The following is a 14,602-nucleotide window of genomic DNA, read 5'->3' as shown; positions in this document are numbered from 1 at the left end:
GCGGCGCTCGACGCCTGCCCCTTACTCGCCGTTCGATCGGCGCGTTGTGCCTGTCCCATGCTCGCCGTCATCCTCGCGCAGGCGAGGATCCATTCCCCCCAAGCCTTGGGAGGTTCGCTCGGGTCCGAGCCTGCAGGGCCAATCACGACGGCTGCATGGATCCTCGCTTTCGCGAGGATGACGCCGGTGGGTGTATGGCCGGATGCAGGTAGCATCTGGGCCATCTTTACTCGCACATGGCGAGCCGTCACCCGCGGGCAGCGGAGAAAACCCCCGCGCTCAGAATCCCTTAGCGCCGGTCGTTGAAGAACCGATTCAGCCGGGCGATCTCGGCCACGAAGTCGTTGAACCGGCGGTTTGAGCTGGCCAGTTCGCGCAGGGCCCAGACCAGCAAGGCGCTGGCACCGGAGGCCCAGAGAAACAGCGCCAGATGCGCCAGGTCGCCCCGGCTGGCAAAGACGCGGGTCAAGTCGTCCACCCCTCGTCTCCTTCTCCATTCGCAGGCCCCGAACCCGTCGCGCCATAACCGACCGCCTGGCGCTTCTCGTCGCGGGTCAGGAAATCGGCGGCGGTGATACGGCTCCAGAGTGCCGCCCGTTCCACCGACAGCGCCTCGACCGCGTCGGCGTCGAAGCCGAGCCAGATCGCACCGGGATAATGCGGCCCGAGCCAGGTGGTGAGCGCGTCGGCGGTACGGCCGACCAGCGGCAGGACCGTCTGCCGCCAGAACACGCGGTTGGCCTCGGCATAATTGGCGAAAGTGTTGTCGCCGGGAATGCCAAGCAGCATGGGCGGCACGCCGAAGGCGAGCGCGATCTCGCGCGCCGCGCCGTTCTTCGCCTCGATGAAATCCATGTCGTGCGGCGTCAGCGCCATCGAGGTCCAGTCGAGCCCGCCTTCGAGCAGCAGCGGCCGCCCGGCATTGACCGCGCCGGTATAATTCGCCTCGAGCTCGCGCTTCAGCCGCTCGAACTGATCCTGCGAAAGATTGGCGCCGCCCTCGCCGCGATAGACCAGCGCGCCGGAAGGGCGCGCCGCATTGTCGAGCAGCGCCTTGTTCCAGGCACCGGCGGCATTGTGCAGGTCGAGCGCGATGGCGGCCGCTTCCAGCGGCGCGAAGCCATAGTGATCGTCGAGGGGATGATAGAGACGCAGATGCAGGACCGGCGATGCGCCATCCTCGACGGAAAAGCGCACCGTCCGCCCGGCGACGGAATATTCGTAGGCCTCCGGCCAGCCGTCCGGGCCCGGCACGACCTTCATGCGGTCGGGCCGCAGCGCATGCAGTTCGGCCGGATCGCCGCCCAGTTGCACCAGCTCGGCATAGGCGTTGCCGGAAACCAGGAGGTTGCCATAGAGCGCCTCCAGCCAGGCGGTGCCGGACTGGCGGCCGTTCGGCCGGGCAAGCAGCGCCAGCAGCGGGTGATCCGGCCGCTCGGCCTCGCCCTCATAAGCCAGCCACGGCACCGAAGCGGCGGCTTCCGCGATCATCGTCACGGCGCGATAGACGATGGCGTTCTTGATGTAGCCTTCGCGGGCAAGGCTGGCGAGATCGCGCGCGGTCCAGACGGGCCGCCCCTGCCCTTGCAACGCGATCAGCGGCCCGGTGCGCGAGGCCTTCGCTTCGGGCACGGCGACGCGGCCGCCGAACAGGCGGTTAAAGAGGTTCGGCTTCATGGAGTCTCCGATCGAAATCGCTTTTGCGCGCCGCTCTCCGGCGTAGGCAAGCGGGCGAGCCAAGGCCCCGGTTCACAACCTGAATTTTTCCACGCCGGCGGACACAACCATTCGCCGTTGCAGCCGGGGCTCTTGCGTTCTCGTCTGCCAAATGAACTATGGACGCAGTACTTTCGGAAGGAGGGCCGGCACGGATTTGCCTGCGCGCCTGCCCACGCCATCCCGACGGATATGCCGGTCCGGGCACAATTCCGGACGCAAGAGGACTATTCGGTGCTCGACTTCGCCTCGCTCCTCGTCGCCATCGGATTTTCCACGGCCTTTCTATCGGTCATCCTGCTCGCCGCCTGGAAAACGTCGCGGCGGGACGGCTTTCTGCTGACCTGCGCCACCGGCGCGCTGCTGATCGCGGTCAGCGTCGGCCTGTCGGTTCTGGACAGGCTTCAACCTTCCGTCTGGTTGCTGGCAATGGCCCTGACGCTGCTGATGTCCGGCACGGCCAACCTCTATGGCAGCGCCGCGCAATTCCGGCTCGGCAGTTCGCCCTGGCGGCGGATCGTGGTGGCGAGCCTGATCCCGGTGGTGCTGACGCTGGCGCCGCTTATGCCGGGCTATAGCGGGATCGCCTATGCCATCAGCTTCCTGAGCACGGCCGTTCTGCTCTTCCTGACCTCGCACCAGTTCTGGCTGGCGCGCGCCCAGGCGCCGATGACGACCCTCACCATCGCCTCGCTCTATTTTGTGGTCGGTCTGTCCTTCCTGCCCCGCGCGGTGCTGGTCCTGGTCAGGGACGGCATCGTCGTTGCCGGACGGCCGCAGAACTGGGCGCAGGACCTGTCCATCATGCTGGTGATCGGCTCGATCCCCGCGCTCGGCGCGTTGACCATGGCGCTGAGCCAGATCCGCACGGCGCAGGCGCATCGGCGCGAAGCGCTGACCGACCCGCTGACGGGGCTGATGAACCGGCGCGCCCTGTTCGACGCGCAGCAAGGTGGCCTGGCGCCGGCGAGCGTCGTGGTCCTCTTCGATATCGACGAGTTCAAATCCATCAACGATTCCCATGGCCATGCGATGGGAGATCGCGTCATCGTCCTGTTCGCGACGGCGCTGAAGGACAACCTTCCCGCCTCGGCCCTGGCCGCCCGGATCGGCGGCGAGGAGTTTGCTCTGATCCTGCGCGACACGACGCTGGAAACGGCAGCCCGGCATGCCGACGAAGTCCGCCGCCGCTTCGTCGCCCTGGTGCGGGCGGAAGCCGATTTGACCTGCACCGCCAGCGCCGGCATCGCCGGCACGGGACCGCATGCCGCCCATGCCGATCGCGTCCTGGCGGAAGCCGACCGCGCGCTCTACGACGCCAAGCGGGGCGGACGCGACAGGGTCGTCATCGCGCAGCCCCAGGCCGAACGCCCGCCGGTCGCCAGAGCCGACACGGCCTTCCGCGGTTCCGCCGGCTAGTTGCCGTCGAGCGCGATGTCGGCGTGCTTCTGGTTGGTGAACAGCAGCGACGGGTGCAGTTCTTCCAGTCCGTCATAGGGGTTGGCGTGAATGGCCAGGATCCACAGGCTCACCGAAGCGGTGATGGCGTAGATCGCCAGCGCCCGCCTGCCGGCCAGCTTGCGGTCGGCATGGGTCGCCGCGATGGTGATCGCCGTCAGCAGCGTCAGGAACATCACCAGGTACCATTTGTAATAATCGATCGAGGTGTTGCCGACCGCGAGGCGCATGTTGCGGGCGTCCTGCAGGTTGCTGAGGTCGTGGATCGCCTGCGAAATCAGCAGACCTGGCGCGTTGCCGCGCGCCAGATCCGCGATCTCGCCGCGCAGATCGTGCAACGCCTTCTCAACCTGCTCGTCGGGCAGAACGTTCTTGCCCTCCAGCCATTCGCGCATCGCCACCTGCTTGCGATAGGTTAGGATGCCATCGTTCAGCTTGGGCGAATTGAGAATATCCGGCTCGGCGCTGCGCAGCAGGCGGATGATCGACGAGCGCTCCATGCTCGCCGCCTGATCCGCCCTGGAATTCACCGCCCAGATATCGGCGGCGATGAAACCGAGCGACAGCGCCCAGGCGGTCGCGATCGTGCCGAGAAAGGCGGATTGCGGGATCGAGAGAATGTCGCGGCTGGCATGCTTCGACAGGAAATAGAGAGCGAGCCTTCCCGCCAGATAGAACGTCAGTCCGAAGGCGGTGAACAACACGAACAGCATCGGTGCCGAGAGTTGGGAGGCCTGCTCCATCGATAGTTCCCCATTGCATGCGTCCGACAGGATCGGGACCGTCGCCCACGCGCGGCGACGGGCGCCGGCACGCGGCTTCTGCCTGATGCTTCAGGGGATTCGCCTTGCAAGACAACCGGCCTTCCGATCCCGCAGCCAAACGTCGCTTCACATGCTCCGGATCCTCGGCTCGCCCGGCGCGCGCAGCATCAGCGCGGTCAGCGCCCAGACCAGCGCGTCGAGCCGGTCCGGCGAGCGGCCATGGGCCAGGCCCTCCGGGCCGAAATCCGCCATTTCATCCTCCAGCGCCGGGAACGTCCCGGCATGGCGCACCCGGCCCTGCGCATAGAGCGCGGCCACCGGTTCGGCCCGCAGATATTTGCCACGCGTCGCGCGCACCGAAGTCACCGGCACGGCCGGATCGACCTCGTTGATCACGCTCGCCACCATGTCGCCGCCCTGGTTGACCTCGGCGACCAGCAAATCCGCATCAAGCGCCCGGTAAAGCCCGACCGCGACGGAAGCCCAGGCCGCCGGCTTCACCTCGGCGAGGCTCCGATCCGCCAGGACATAGGCGTTGCCATCCTCGGCCAGGCCGCAGGCGACGATGCCACAGGCATCCGCCCCCTTGCGCCGCGAGGCGGGCGGATCGACCGCGACCGCGATGCGGACGAGATCCGGCGCGCGGTCGACGCGCTGGCGCTCGATCTCGTCGCGGCTCCACAGCGCATCGGCGCGATCCTCGATCCATTCGCCGTCGATCTCCTGCCGGCCGAGCCGGGTGCCGCGATAGCGCCCAACGACGCGCTCCAGGAAGCCCGGCGCCAGATTGGCGAGGTTGGCCGAGGTGCCGGCGCGGGTAATCACGGTCCGCTCGGCGGAAAGCAGCCGCTTCAACAGCGGGATCGGGCGCGGAGTCGTGGTGACGAGCTGGCGGGGCATGTCGCCCAGCCGAAGGCCGAATTGCAGCATGTCCCAGCAGGCCTCCGGATAGCGCCATTTGCCCAGTTCGTCCGCCCAGGCCGCCTCGAATTGCGGACCGCGCAAACTCTCCGGGTCCTCCGACGAAAAGCACAGCGCCAGCGCGCCATTCGGCCATTCCAGCCGGCGGCGCGACGGCTGCCAGCTCGGCCGCTCGTGCCGGCGATGCACGGAAAGCAGCCCCGAAACCCCTTCGATCATCACATCGCGGACATCGGCCAAGGTCTCGCCGATCAGGGCGATCCGCCCGACGGGCGACGCGGCAAAGCCCGGACGGCCGGCGGCAAGGCCGCGGATCCATTCGGCCCCGGCGCGGGTCTTGCCGGCGCCGCGCCCGCCGATCATCAGCCAGGTGAGCCAGTCGCCCTCGGGTGGATACTGGTCGTCGCGGGCCCAGAAGTCCCAATCATGCTGGAACGCCTCGATCTCCTCCGGCCGCAACCCCGCCAGCAGGCGGGACGGCCGCATCCCCCGCTGCATCGAGCTGTTCCAGGCGCGCCTGAAGCCGCGCCCGGAGGGCCTCAATGTCGACGGGGGCGGCATCGGCGGCATCGTCCGTTCCTTCCCGCAGCTTTCCCAGCGTCTCGAGGGTGCGCGCCAGCACGGAGAGCGTGCGCGCGTCCTTCTCCTCGACGCCGCCCTCGCCATTGGCGAAGCGCATTTCGAGCTCGGCGACCTGCTTTTCAAAGGTCCGATAAAGCCGCGCCACCAGCTTCTCCTCCGCCGCCCCGTCCGGCAGCGGCGGCGCCTCGCCCGGCCGCAGCCAACCCTGCCGGTCCGCCCGCTTCGCCACCGCGACATGGCTGACGCCATAAGTCGCGGCGATATCGCGAAGCGGCAGCGCCGACGTCTCATAGGCGACGCGCACCGCCGCCCACTGATCGAGGCTCAGTTCCGGCATATTTTTCATGGGCCTCGATTGGGGGAACGGTGTTGGCTGACGGTGGTGGCCAAGCGCTCGCAGGCGGCTCACCCCACTCGCCGTCATCCCCGCGAAGGCGGGGACCCATGCAGCTGAGCATCCGGGAGGTTCGCACCTCCTAGAACCCGGCTGGATGGATCCCCGGTCAAGCCGGGGATGACGGCGAGACTTGGAAGGCAGGGGATCTGAATTGGGGAGCCTTTGAGCGCCCGCATCCGCTGAACGCAACTCTTCGACTATGCCTGAACCCTACCGGAGCAGCGCCTCGCTGTCAAGGACTATTTTCCTATCCATCGAGACATTCCCTTCCGGCCCGGCAGCAACAGCTTCGTGCAACCGGCACCAGACAAGCGCGCCGCCCTGCACTATCCTGCCGCCAAATTCCAAGCATCCCTGGGAGGGGAACCCTGATGAGCGACCTGCCGAGCTTCGACCTTACCGGCCGTACGGCCCTTGTCACCGGCGCCGCGCGCGGCCTCGGCCGCGCCACCGCGCTGGCACTGGCCGCCGCGGGCGCGGATGTGGCGCTCGGCCTGCGCGACGCGACTTCCGATGCCGGGCTGGTTGCCGAAATCGAGGCGATGGGCCGCCGCGCCGTCCCGCTGCAGATGGACGTGCTCGACCTGCCGCAGGCCTATTCGGCGGTCGACGCTGCGATCGCCGCGCTCGGCCAGATCGACATCCTGGTCAACAATGCCGGCGGCGGCACGATCGGGCCGGTCGAGGACTTCCCGGAGGCGGATTTCGACTTCACGATCAACCTGACCGTCAAATCGACCTTCTTCCTGTCGCAATATGTCGGTCGCCACATGATCGAGCGGAAGACCGGCGCGATCATCAACATGGGCTCGCAGGCCGGCGCGATCGCCCTGCCCGGCGAGGCGATCTATTGCCTGAGCAAGGCGGCGGTCAGCCACATGACAAAGTGCTTCGCGGTCGAATGGGGCAAGCACAATGTCCGCGTCAATTGCGTGGCGCCGACCTTCATCCGCACCGATGGCACGGCCGACATGCTGTCCGATCCGGAATTCCACGCCGACGTGCTGGAGCGCATCGCCGCCCTGCACCGGATCGGCCAGCCCAAGGAAGTCTCCGGGGTCGTCGTCTTCCTCGCCTCCGACGCCGCCTCGATGATCACCGGCCAGACGCTTCTGGTCGATGGCGGCTGGACGGCGCGGTAGCCGCTGCCAGCGGGACTAACAAGCCAGCAACACAGTTGCATAGACCCGCCTTGGCACAGATCAAACACACAAACAAATTAATCTTCATACTTAGAATAATATAATCTCACCTCTAATGCGAGAAGTATTAAATATGAAAAGAGTAAATCTATTAGAATATTTCGAATTGGCCGAAGCCCTGCAATTCGCTAGGCAGGCATCAACGCCAGAATCATCAGAAGGCGGCGCTTTATACGTGGGCCTATGGCAATTGCCCATCAAACTCCGATCTTTCGTCGCAGATAACAATGGCTTTGTGACCAGTAAAAATGCGGCATCAAGCTTGATAGACTCTGTTACACGGATAGTATCTACAATAGTTCCGGCAGGTGATTTCAAACCAGAAAATTTCTCAAAAGAATATCAGTCATGGGAATACAGCGAAATTCCACGAAAAATTGATGCTTTTAAAAGCGTTTTTGAAGCCGAATGCCGCGATGTTGACGTATACTCCGTCGATGAGATCTCAATATATAAGACATCCGCGCTCGTTTCGAATGGATCAGGAATAATACCGATCGAGTATCGGTCCCTTGTGAGCAAAGACGTGCTCGATGAATTCGATAATTCAGGAAAATGTCTCGCTTTTAATCTACCCACAGCCTGCGGCTTCCACGCCTTGCGGGGACTGGAGTTGGTTATGGAGAGCTATCTCAGATACTTCGGCGTCACCAAAAAGCTGCACAGCTGGAATGACTACATACAGGCGGCGAAGAAGCTAGTAGAAGATAAAGATGAAAAGCGAAAGCCATCTGCAAAAGTAGCCACAATGCTGGATCGCATGCGTGAACTTGATAGAAATCCATTGATGCATCCTACCAATACTCTGGATATCACGTCGGCCGATATACTTTATAAGCTTGCAGCAATTACAATTGTCGAGATTGTTAGAGATATGGGAGAGACGCCCCTCTAAATACTAATTCCGGCTCGACAATCGGAGTTGACAGCTATCCAATTACTGAGAATTCGCCCGGCCCGCCGATCAGCCATGTTCCCGCTTGGGCATGCCGCAGCGAGAGAAGCGCCGAATGTTTGCCGATCGGGTGCGGCGCCGGTATTCGGCCTGCTGCGTCAGGATCGGCACCGAAAGACGCAAGTCTTGCAGCCTTTCGACACGCAATCTTTACACGCCGACGCTTATCCCGAAGCTGCGGTGTGGGGCCAATCCCGGGCAGCCGCGAAGCCGGATCGAACTTCCGGAAGTTAGGGCATCATGACGAAAGCCATTCGCACGCTTGCGCTCTGCGGAGCGCTCCTTGCAACCACCGTCTTGGCGACCGCGGTGCGGGCGGAAACCGCCGCAACCCCCGCCAGCACCGCCCCGAGCGGGGCTCAGTCGATCGCGGTGCCGTCCGGCGTCCGCTACGAACTGCTGGGACGCTGGGACGTCGACCGGCTCAACCAGATCCTCGTCACCGACTTCCCGAAATTCGCCGGCATCGACGTCACCTACACGCCGGCGCGCAATGCGGTGAAGCTCTACCGCGTCACCTACCCGTCCGTCATCCCCGAGCAGGGCAACAAGCCGATCGTCGCCACGGGCCTGCTGGCCATCCCCGATACCGGCAGCAAGTCCTTCCCGATCGTCTCCTACCAGCACGGCACCGTCTATGGCCGGCAGGAGGTCCCCTCCTTTCCCGACCAGTCGCCCGAAACCCAGCTGATGCTCGCGCAGTTCGCTGGCCAGGGCTACATCGTGATGGGCGCCGACTATTTTGGCATGGGCGTTTCGACGGAGCCGGAAGGTTACATGGTCAAGGGCAGCCATCAGATGGCCTGCCATGACATGATCCGCTCGGGCCGCAGCTTGCTCGACACGATGGGGATCACCAGCGACAAGCTTTTCCTCGGCGGCTGGTCGCAGGGCGGCTTCGTCACCATGGCCTGCCTCGAAAAGCTCGAGAGCGCCGGCGTCACCGTCGATGGGGCAGCCACCGCCAGCGCCCCGATCGACGTGTTCGCGCTGATGAACGGCTTTTTGAACTTCCCTCGGCCCAATGATGCCGCCTGGCTCAACAGCATCGTGATCCTGTCGGCCTTCGCCTATGAGAACTATTATGGCGTGCCGGGCCTCGCGCGTTCCGTGCTGAACCCGGACCATTATGACGCCGCCCGCCGCGCCTATGAGCGCGAGCCCTTCGAGGCCTCGGAGATCCCGACCGACCTGCGCAAGCTGATCCGGGCCGACTATTTCAATCCGCAGTTCTTCGCGGGTTCGGCCTATGGCCGGCTGCTGCGCGAGGCGCAGGGCTATCGCTGGGTGATCCAGTCGCCGGTGCGCAATTATTACGGCGAGGCGGACGAGGCGATCACCCAGGGCGTCGGCAAGATGGCGATGACCTACCAGCAGGCGATGGGCGCCGGCAATCCGAAGGTCGAGGCGATCTCTACCGGCCCGACCACGCATCGCGGCACCTACGCCAAGGCCGCCGCCGAATGGAAGCGCTGGTTCGACAGGAAGTGACGCTCTCCGGAGATGCGGCACGGGCCGGCTAAGGCGCCCCGTTGCCCCGCCCTCTCCCCCAGCGGGAGAGGGTCTTGCGGCTCGCGAGCCTCCCCTGGCAGGATCAGGCAAAAGATCGAGACTTTTCGGCTTGGGCCGGGGGCGCTCTCGGACCACATCCAACCCGCACCTTCACAGCGGGACAAGATCCATGAAAAAGCGACAGCTAGGCCGCAACGGCCCCATTGTTTCCGAGATCGGCTATGGCGCGATGGGAATTTCGCTCGCCTATGGCGCCAGCGACGAAGCCGAAGGTATCGCCACCATCCAGCGCTCCTTCGAACTCGGCGTCACCTTCTTCGACACCGCCGAGCTCTATGGCTGGGGCGAGAACGAGCGGATCGTCGGCAAGGCCGTCAAAGGCTTCCGCGATGAGATCGTGATCGCGACCAAGTTCGGCTTCACGAAGGAATTCGGCACAGACAGCCGGCCGGAGCACATCCGCGAGGTTGCGGAAAACAGCCTGCGTTATCTCGGCATCGAGCAGATCGACGTGCTCTACCAGCACCGCGTCGACCCCAACGTGCCGATGGAGGACGTGGCCGGAGCGGTCAAGGACCTGATCGCGGCCGGCAAGGTGAAGCATTTCGGGCTGAGCGAAGCCGGGCCGGAAAGCATCCGCCGCGCCCATGCCGTCCAGCCGGTCGCGATGCTGCAGACCGAATATTCGCTGTTCGAGCGCGACGTCGAAGTGCTGTTCCCGCTTCTGCGCGAATTGGGGATCGGCTTCGTGCCATATTCCCCGCTCGGGCGCGGCTTCCTGACCGGCACGGCCAAGCCAGCCGGCGACTACGAGGAAACCGACATGCGCCGCACCGACCCGCGCTGGCAGCCGGGTAATTTTGAACGCAATGTCGAGGCGGTCCGGCAGTTGACGGAGCTGGCAGCCAGCAAGGGCGCGACGGTGGCGCAGCTGGCGCTGGCCTGGCTGCTCGCCCAGGGCGACGACATCGTTCCCATTCCCGGCACGCGCAACCGCGAGCGGATCGAGGAAAATGTCGGCGCCTCCGAGGTCCGGCTTGACGAGGCCGACCTCGCCCGGATCCGCGAGATCCTGCCCAGGGGCGGCTTCGGCGCCCGCTATATCGACGCCTGGATGCCAAGCTGGACCTGACGTCGGCTCTCTCCCGAAAAGCAGATTGGCCGCGATGACGCGCGGCCAATCCCGGGGCTTTTGACGGGGCTCAGGCGAAGCCCGCCACCGCATGCGGTACATAGGCGGCTTCGAGCGCCGCGATCTCGAATTCGTCGAGCCGGACCGACAGCGCCGCCGCCGCGTCGTCGAGATGCTGCATCTTGGTCGCGCCGACGATCGGCGCCGTGATCACCGATTTCGACAGCACCCAGGCGAGCGCGATCTGGGCGCGCGGCAGGCCGCGCTGCTCGGCGACATGCGCCACGGCTTCCACCACGCGCCTGTCGGCATCGGCCGTGCGCGAATAAAGCCCCTTGCCGAATTCGTCCGTCTCGGCGCGCGCCGTCTTCTCGTCCCAGTCGCGCGTCAGCCGGCCCCGCGCGAGCGGGCTCCAGGGGATGACGCCGATCCCTTCCGCCGCGCAGAGCGGCAGCATCTCGCGCTCCTCCTCCCGGTAAAGCAGGTTGACGTAATCCTGCATCGAGACGAAGCGGGCCAGGCCGAGCGCCTCCTGCTTGGCCAGCATCTGCGCGAACTGCCACGCATACATGGACGACGCGCCGATATAGCGGGCCTTGCCCATCTTCACGACCTCGTCCAGCGCCTCGATCGTCTCCTCGATCGGCGTTTCATAGTCGAAGCGGTGGATCTGGTAGAGATCGACATAGTCGGTGCCGAGCCGCGCCAGGCTCGCATCGATCTCGTGCAGGATCGCCTTGCGCGACAAGCCGGCGCCGTTCGGGCCGGGGCGCATGCGGCCATGCACCTTGGTGGCGATCACCACCTCCTCGCGCCTGGCGAAATCGTTCAGCGCCCGGCCGACGATCTCCTCGCTGGAGCCGTCGGAATAGACATTCGCCGTGTCGAAGAAATTGATGCCGAGCTCCAGCGCCTTGCGGATGAAGGGCCGGCTTTCGGCTTCCGGCAGCGTCCAGGCATGGTTGCCGCGCGCCGGGTCGCCATAGCTCATGCAGCCGAGGCAGAGGCGGGAAACTTCGAGGCCAGTGCGACCGAGACGTGTATATTCCATGGAGCGCTCCTTGACGACCGGATCCGATCCGCCCCGGGGCGATGAGCCCGGCGCGGTTCGGCGATCTCGGCAATGTGAACCATAAAGTGCCTATGCACGAGCCACTTATCGGTTACTGTTTGCGTGACGTGAGGCCCGGCTGTCCCGGTGCGGTGCCTTGCGCTCCAAGCATGGGGACTGCATGAGCACACGCAGCGCTAGCCTCTCCACCTCCGGCGCCTGGCTTATGGCGCTCGCCGCCCTGGCCGGACTGGCCGTTTCGATCGCCAACTACTTCAACCGCGACAGCGGCATCGCCGGCGAGCCCGGCACCCTCCTCGTCATCGCCTCCACCGCGATCATGCTGGTCGCGGCGCTGATCCTGGCGCGCGCGTCCCGGCTCGGCGGCTTCCTGCGCGGCTTTCTCGTCATCGGCTGCCTGGTCGACATCTTCGGCACCGGCTTCGCCGCCTACCTGCTCGAAAGCCAGGCCCTGCTCTGGCTCATGGTTGCCGGCCTGGTCGGCTGGCTGCTGCATGTGTTCGGGCCAGCCCGCGACCTGAAAGCGATCCCCACCTCCTGACGAAAGCGCCGATCATGCCTCGGACTGAAGCTCGTCTGCCTCGCCTCGCCCTGTCCTGCCTGTTCGCCATCGCAAGCACCGCCGGCCTAGCCACGGCCGCCCGCGCCCAGGATGCCGCCAACCCCGCCCCGCTTAACGACACCGCCAAGAACTGGTCGACATTCAACGGCGATCTGCAGGCGCGAAAATTCTCGCCGCTGACGCAGATCACGCCGGAAAACGTGAAGGATCTGAAGGTCGCCTGGAAGGTGCACACCGGCGACATGTCGGACGGCTCGGGCACCACGCCGCCCTCGGTCTGGTCGGCGACGCCGCTCTTCGTCAACGACACCGTCTATCTCGGCACGCCCTTCTACCGGATCTTCGCGATCGAGCCGGATACCGGCAAGGTCAAATGGACCTATGACAGCAAGGGCGAGCTGAAGGCGCTGACGCAGCCGGACCTGAAGAACCGCGGCGTCGCCTATTGGCAGGCCGATGCGCCGGTCGCGGGCCGGGCCTGCGACAAGCGCGTCTATATCGGCACGATGGACGCCAAGCTGCATGCGGTCGACGCCGATACCGGCAAGCCCTGCGCCGATTTCGGCAAGGCGGGCGTGCTCGACGTCAACGCGTTCAACACCACCAACGCGAAATGGCCGCTGTCGCTGCTGCAGCCGCCGACCGTGTTCAAGGACTATCTGCTGCTCGGCTGGGCCGGCAAGGACTGGGACCAGACCGTCGACAGCCCCGGCACGATCTTCGCGCTCGACGCGCGCACCGGCGCCCTGCGCTGGGAGTTCCACTCGCTGCCGCCGGAGGTCATCAACAAGACCGGCACGGCCAATGTCTGGGCCTCGATGTCGGTCGATCCGGAACGCCAGATCCTCTACATCCCCGTCTCCTCGCCCAGCCCCAATTTCTATGGCGGCGACATTCCGGAGGGACTCGAGGTCATCACCTCGGTGACGGCGCTCGATATCCCGACCGGCAAGATGCTGTGGAGCCGGCAGCTCGTCCATCACGACATCTGGGACCTCGACACCAACGCCGCGCCGACGCTGTTCGACCTCGAGAAGGACGGCAAGACGATCCCCGCTCTGATCCAGACCTCGAAGCAGGGCTTCCTCTACATCCTCGACCGCACGACCGGCGAGCCGATCTATCCGATGGAAGAGCGGCCGGTGCCGAAATCGACCGTGCCGGGCGAGCATTCCGCCCCCACCCAGCCCTTCGTCGACCTGCCGAAGCCGGTGGTGCCCGACAAGTGGCCGGGCGTCTATGACCTCGCGGACTGGGCGAGTTTCGGCTATTGCAGCCGCACCGCCAAATCGCTGGTCGACGAGGGCCGCTTCACGCCGCCCAGCCTGCAGGGATCGCTGGTCTATCCCGGCACGATCGGCGGCACGGAATGGGGCGGCGGCGCGCTCGATCCGCGCTCGCAGACCTTCGTTGTCAATTCCTCCAGCGCGGTGCAGACCTACCAGTTGCTGACCCGCGCCGACTACGAGAAAGCCGTCAGCGGCGGCTCGGAGACCGGCGGCCTGTTCCCGCAGACCGGCGGCCCCTATGGCATGAACCTCAACACCTTTCTGAACCCGCTCGGCATGCCGTGCTGGAAGCCGCCCTATGGCACGATGGCCGCGTATGACCTCAAGACCGGCGCGCAGCTCTGGAACAAGCCGTTCGGCCAGATCCAGAAATGGGGCTTCTACATGCCGGAATCCTGGGGGACGATCACGATCGGCGCTCCCGTCGTCACGGCGACCGGCGTGATCTTCATTGGCGCCTCGATGGATTCGCGCGTCCGCGCCATCGACCTGAAGACCGGCGAGGTTCTCTGGAAGTCGCTGGTCGAAGCCCCCGCCGTCGCGATGCCGGCGGTCTACGACTACAAGGGCAAGCAATATGTCGTCTTCACCGTCGGCGGCAATTCGATTCTGACACCGAGGGTATCCGACGAAATCGTGGCGTTCGCTTTGCCCAATTGAGGGAGCTCGCACCCTCTCGCCCCTCCCTCGCCGTCATCCCGGGCTTGACCCGGGATCCATACAGCTGAGGCGCTGGCAGGTCGGGCCCATCCGCACCGCGTCTCGGATTCAGCCAACTAGGATGGATGGATCCCGGGTCAAGCCCGGGATGACGCCGGAGGGTGAGATGAAGGCCAGAGGCTGGAGTGTGGGCGAGGTATAAAAGGCCCCTGCGAGCGTCAGCGGGCAGCTTAAACATCGTCCCGCGACGCGATAGTGCCAAGCTCTACCGCCTCGAGAGCAACCTCGACATGCTCGCACCCTGTTCCCCCACCCTCGCGTCATCCCGGGCTTGACCCGGGATCCATGCAGCCGAGGCGCTGGGAGGTCGGGCCCATCCA

At 65.3% G+C, this 14,602-nt stretch carries 13 protein-coding genes; 7 read left to right on the top strand and 6 right to left on the bottom strand.

All coding sequences use genetic code 11. From position 1 onward, the window contains the following. Positions 1-289: 289 nt before the first annotated feature. Positions 290-478: a hypothetical protein gene (locus ACHMWQ_RS11415; RefSeq protein WP_354548139.1), complete on the bottom strand. Its 189-nt coding sequence runs from the start codon at positions 476-478 to the stop codon at positions 290-292. Continuing rightward, entirely contained in the window at positions 466-1,677 is a 1,212-nt protein-coding gene (locus ACHMWQ_RS11410) for a phage portal protein (RefSeq protein WP_396307542.1), read from the bottom strand. The genes ACHMWQ_RS11415 and ACHMWQ_RS11410 overlap by 13 nt, the downstream gene beginning before the upstream one ends. A gap of 273 nt (positions 1,678-1,950) precedes the next feature. On the opposite strand from ACHMWQ_RS11410, the gene ACHMWQ_RS11405 reads away from it, so the two are divergent. Then, a complete protein-coding gene (locus ACHMWQ_RS11405; protein WP_396307541.1) occupies positions 1,951-3,135 on the top strand; it encodes a GGDEF domain-containing protein in 1,185 nt (394 codons plus the stop codon). Here the strand turns inward: ACHMWQ_RS11405 and ACHMWQ_RS11400 are convergent. The 3 genes from ACHMWQ_RS11400 to ACHMWQ_RS11390 all read right to left on the bottom strand — a co-directional run bounded on the left by ACHMWQ_RS11400 (position 3,132) and on the right by ACHMWQ_RS11390 (position 5,778). Then, positions 3,132-3,917, bottom strand: coding sequence for a hypothetical protein (locus tag ACHMWQ_RS11400; protein ID WP_396307540.1), 786 nt, complete (start codon positions 3,915-3,917; stop codon positions 3,132-3,134). The genes ACHMWQ_RS11405 and ACHMWQ_RS11400 overlap by 4 nt on opposite strands. 147 nt (positions 3,918-4,064) lie before the next feature. Continuing rightward, positions 4,065-5,345, bottom strand: coding sequence for a DNA-packaging protein (locus tag ACHMWQ_RS11395; protein WP_396309432.1), 1,281 nt, complete (start codon positions 5,343-5,345; stop codon positions 4,065-4,067). Then, positions 5,284-5,778 carry a hypothetical protein gene (locus tag ACHMWQ_RS11390; RefSeq protein WP_396307539.1) on the bottom strand — a complete coding sequence of 165 codons (495 nt, stop codon included), beginning with the start codon at positions 5,776-5,778 and terminating at the stop codon, positions 5,284-5,286. The genes ACHMWQ_RS11395 and ACHMWQ_RS11390 overlap by 62 nt, the downstream gene beginning before the upstream one ends. 431 nt (positions 5,779-6,209) lie before the next feature. Between ACHMWQ_RS11390 and ACHMWQ_RS11385 the strand changes: the two genes are divergently transcribed. From ACHMWQ_RS11385 to ACHMWQ_RS11370, 4 genes are all read left to right on the top strand, one after another. Next, the gene (locus ACHMWQ_RS11385; RefSeq protein WP_396307538.1) at positions 6,210-6,980 is read left to right on the top strand and encodes an SDR family NAD(P)-dependent oxidoreductase; all 771 of its coding nucleotides are present in this window, start codon (positions 6,210-6,212) and stop codon (positions 6,978-6,980) included. 133 nt (positions 6,981-7,113) lie between these two features. Continuing rightward, positions 7,114-7,935, top strand: a complete 822-nt coding sequence (locus ACHMWQ_RS11380) for a hypothetical protein (RefSeq protein ID WP_396307537.1) — start codon at positions 7,114-7,116, stop codon at positions 7,933-7,935. A gap of 300 nt (positions 7,936-8,235) precedes the next feature. Then, positions 8,236-9,486, top strand: a complete 1,251-nt coding sequence (locus ACHMWQ_RS11375) for an alpha/beta hydrolase family protein (RefSeq protein ID WP_396307536.1) — start codon at positions 8,236-8,238, stop codon at positions 9,484-9,486. Positions 9,487-9,676: 190 nt separating this feature from the next. After that, positions 9,677-10,639, top strand: a complete 963-nt coding sequence (locus ACHMWQ_RS11370; protein ID WP_396307535.1) for an aldo/keto reductase — start codon at positions 9,677-9,679, stop codon at positions 10,637-10,639. A 70-nt stretch (positions 10,640-10,709) separates the two neighbouring features. Here ACHMWQ_RS11370 and ACHMWQ_RS11365 read toward each other — a convergent pair whose 3' ends face one another. Beyond that, positions 10,710-11,690 (bottom strand): aldo/keto reductase, encoded by a 981-nt coding sequence (locus tag ACHMWQ_RS11365; RefSeq protein ID WP_396307534.1) that lies wholly within the window; start codon positions 11,688-11,690, stop codon positions 10,710-10,712. A gap of 181 nt (positions 11,691-11,871) precedes the next feature. Here ACHMWQ_RS11365 and ACHMWQ_RS11360 point away from each other — a divergent pair, with 181 nt between their 5' ends. Further along, complete coding sequence (locus ACHMWQ_RS11360) at positions 11,872-12,252, top strand: hypothetical protein (protein ID WP_354548126.1); 381 nt, start codon at positions 11,872-11,874, stop codon at positions 12,250-12,252. 14 nt (positions 12,253-12,266) lie between these two features. After that, positions 12,267-14,222, top strand: coding sequence for a pyrroloquinoline quinone-dependent dehydrogenase (locus ACHMWQ_RS11355; RefSeq protein ID WP_396307533.1), 1,956 nt, complete (start codon positions 12,267-12,269; stop codon positions 14,220-14,222). The last annotated feature ends 380 nt before the right edge of the window (positions 14,223-14,602 follow it).

Source organism: Kaistia sp. UC242_56 (genome assembly GCF_044452255.1).
Lineage (GTDB): Bacteria > Pseudomonadota > Alphaproteobacteria > Rhizobiales > Kaistiaceae > Kaistia > Kaistia defluvii_A.
This window is presented reverse-complemented; position numbering and strand designations above follow the sequence as displayed.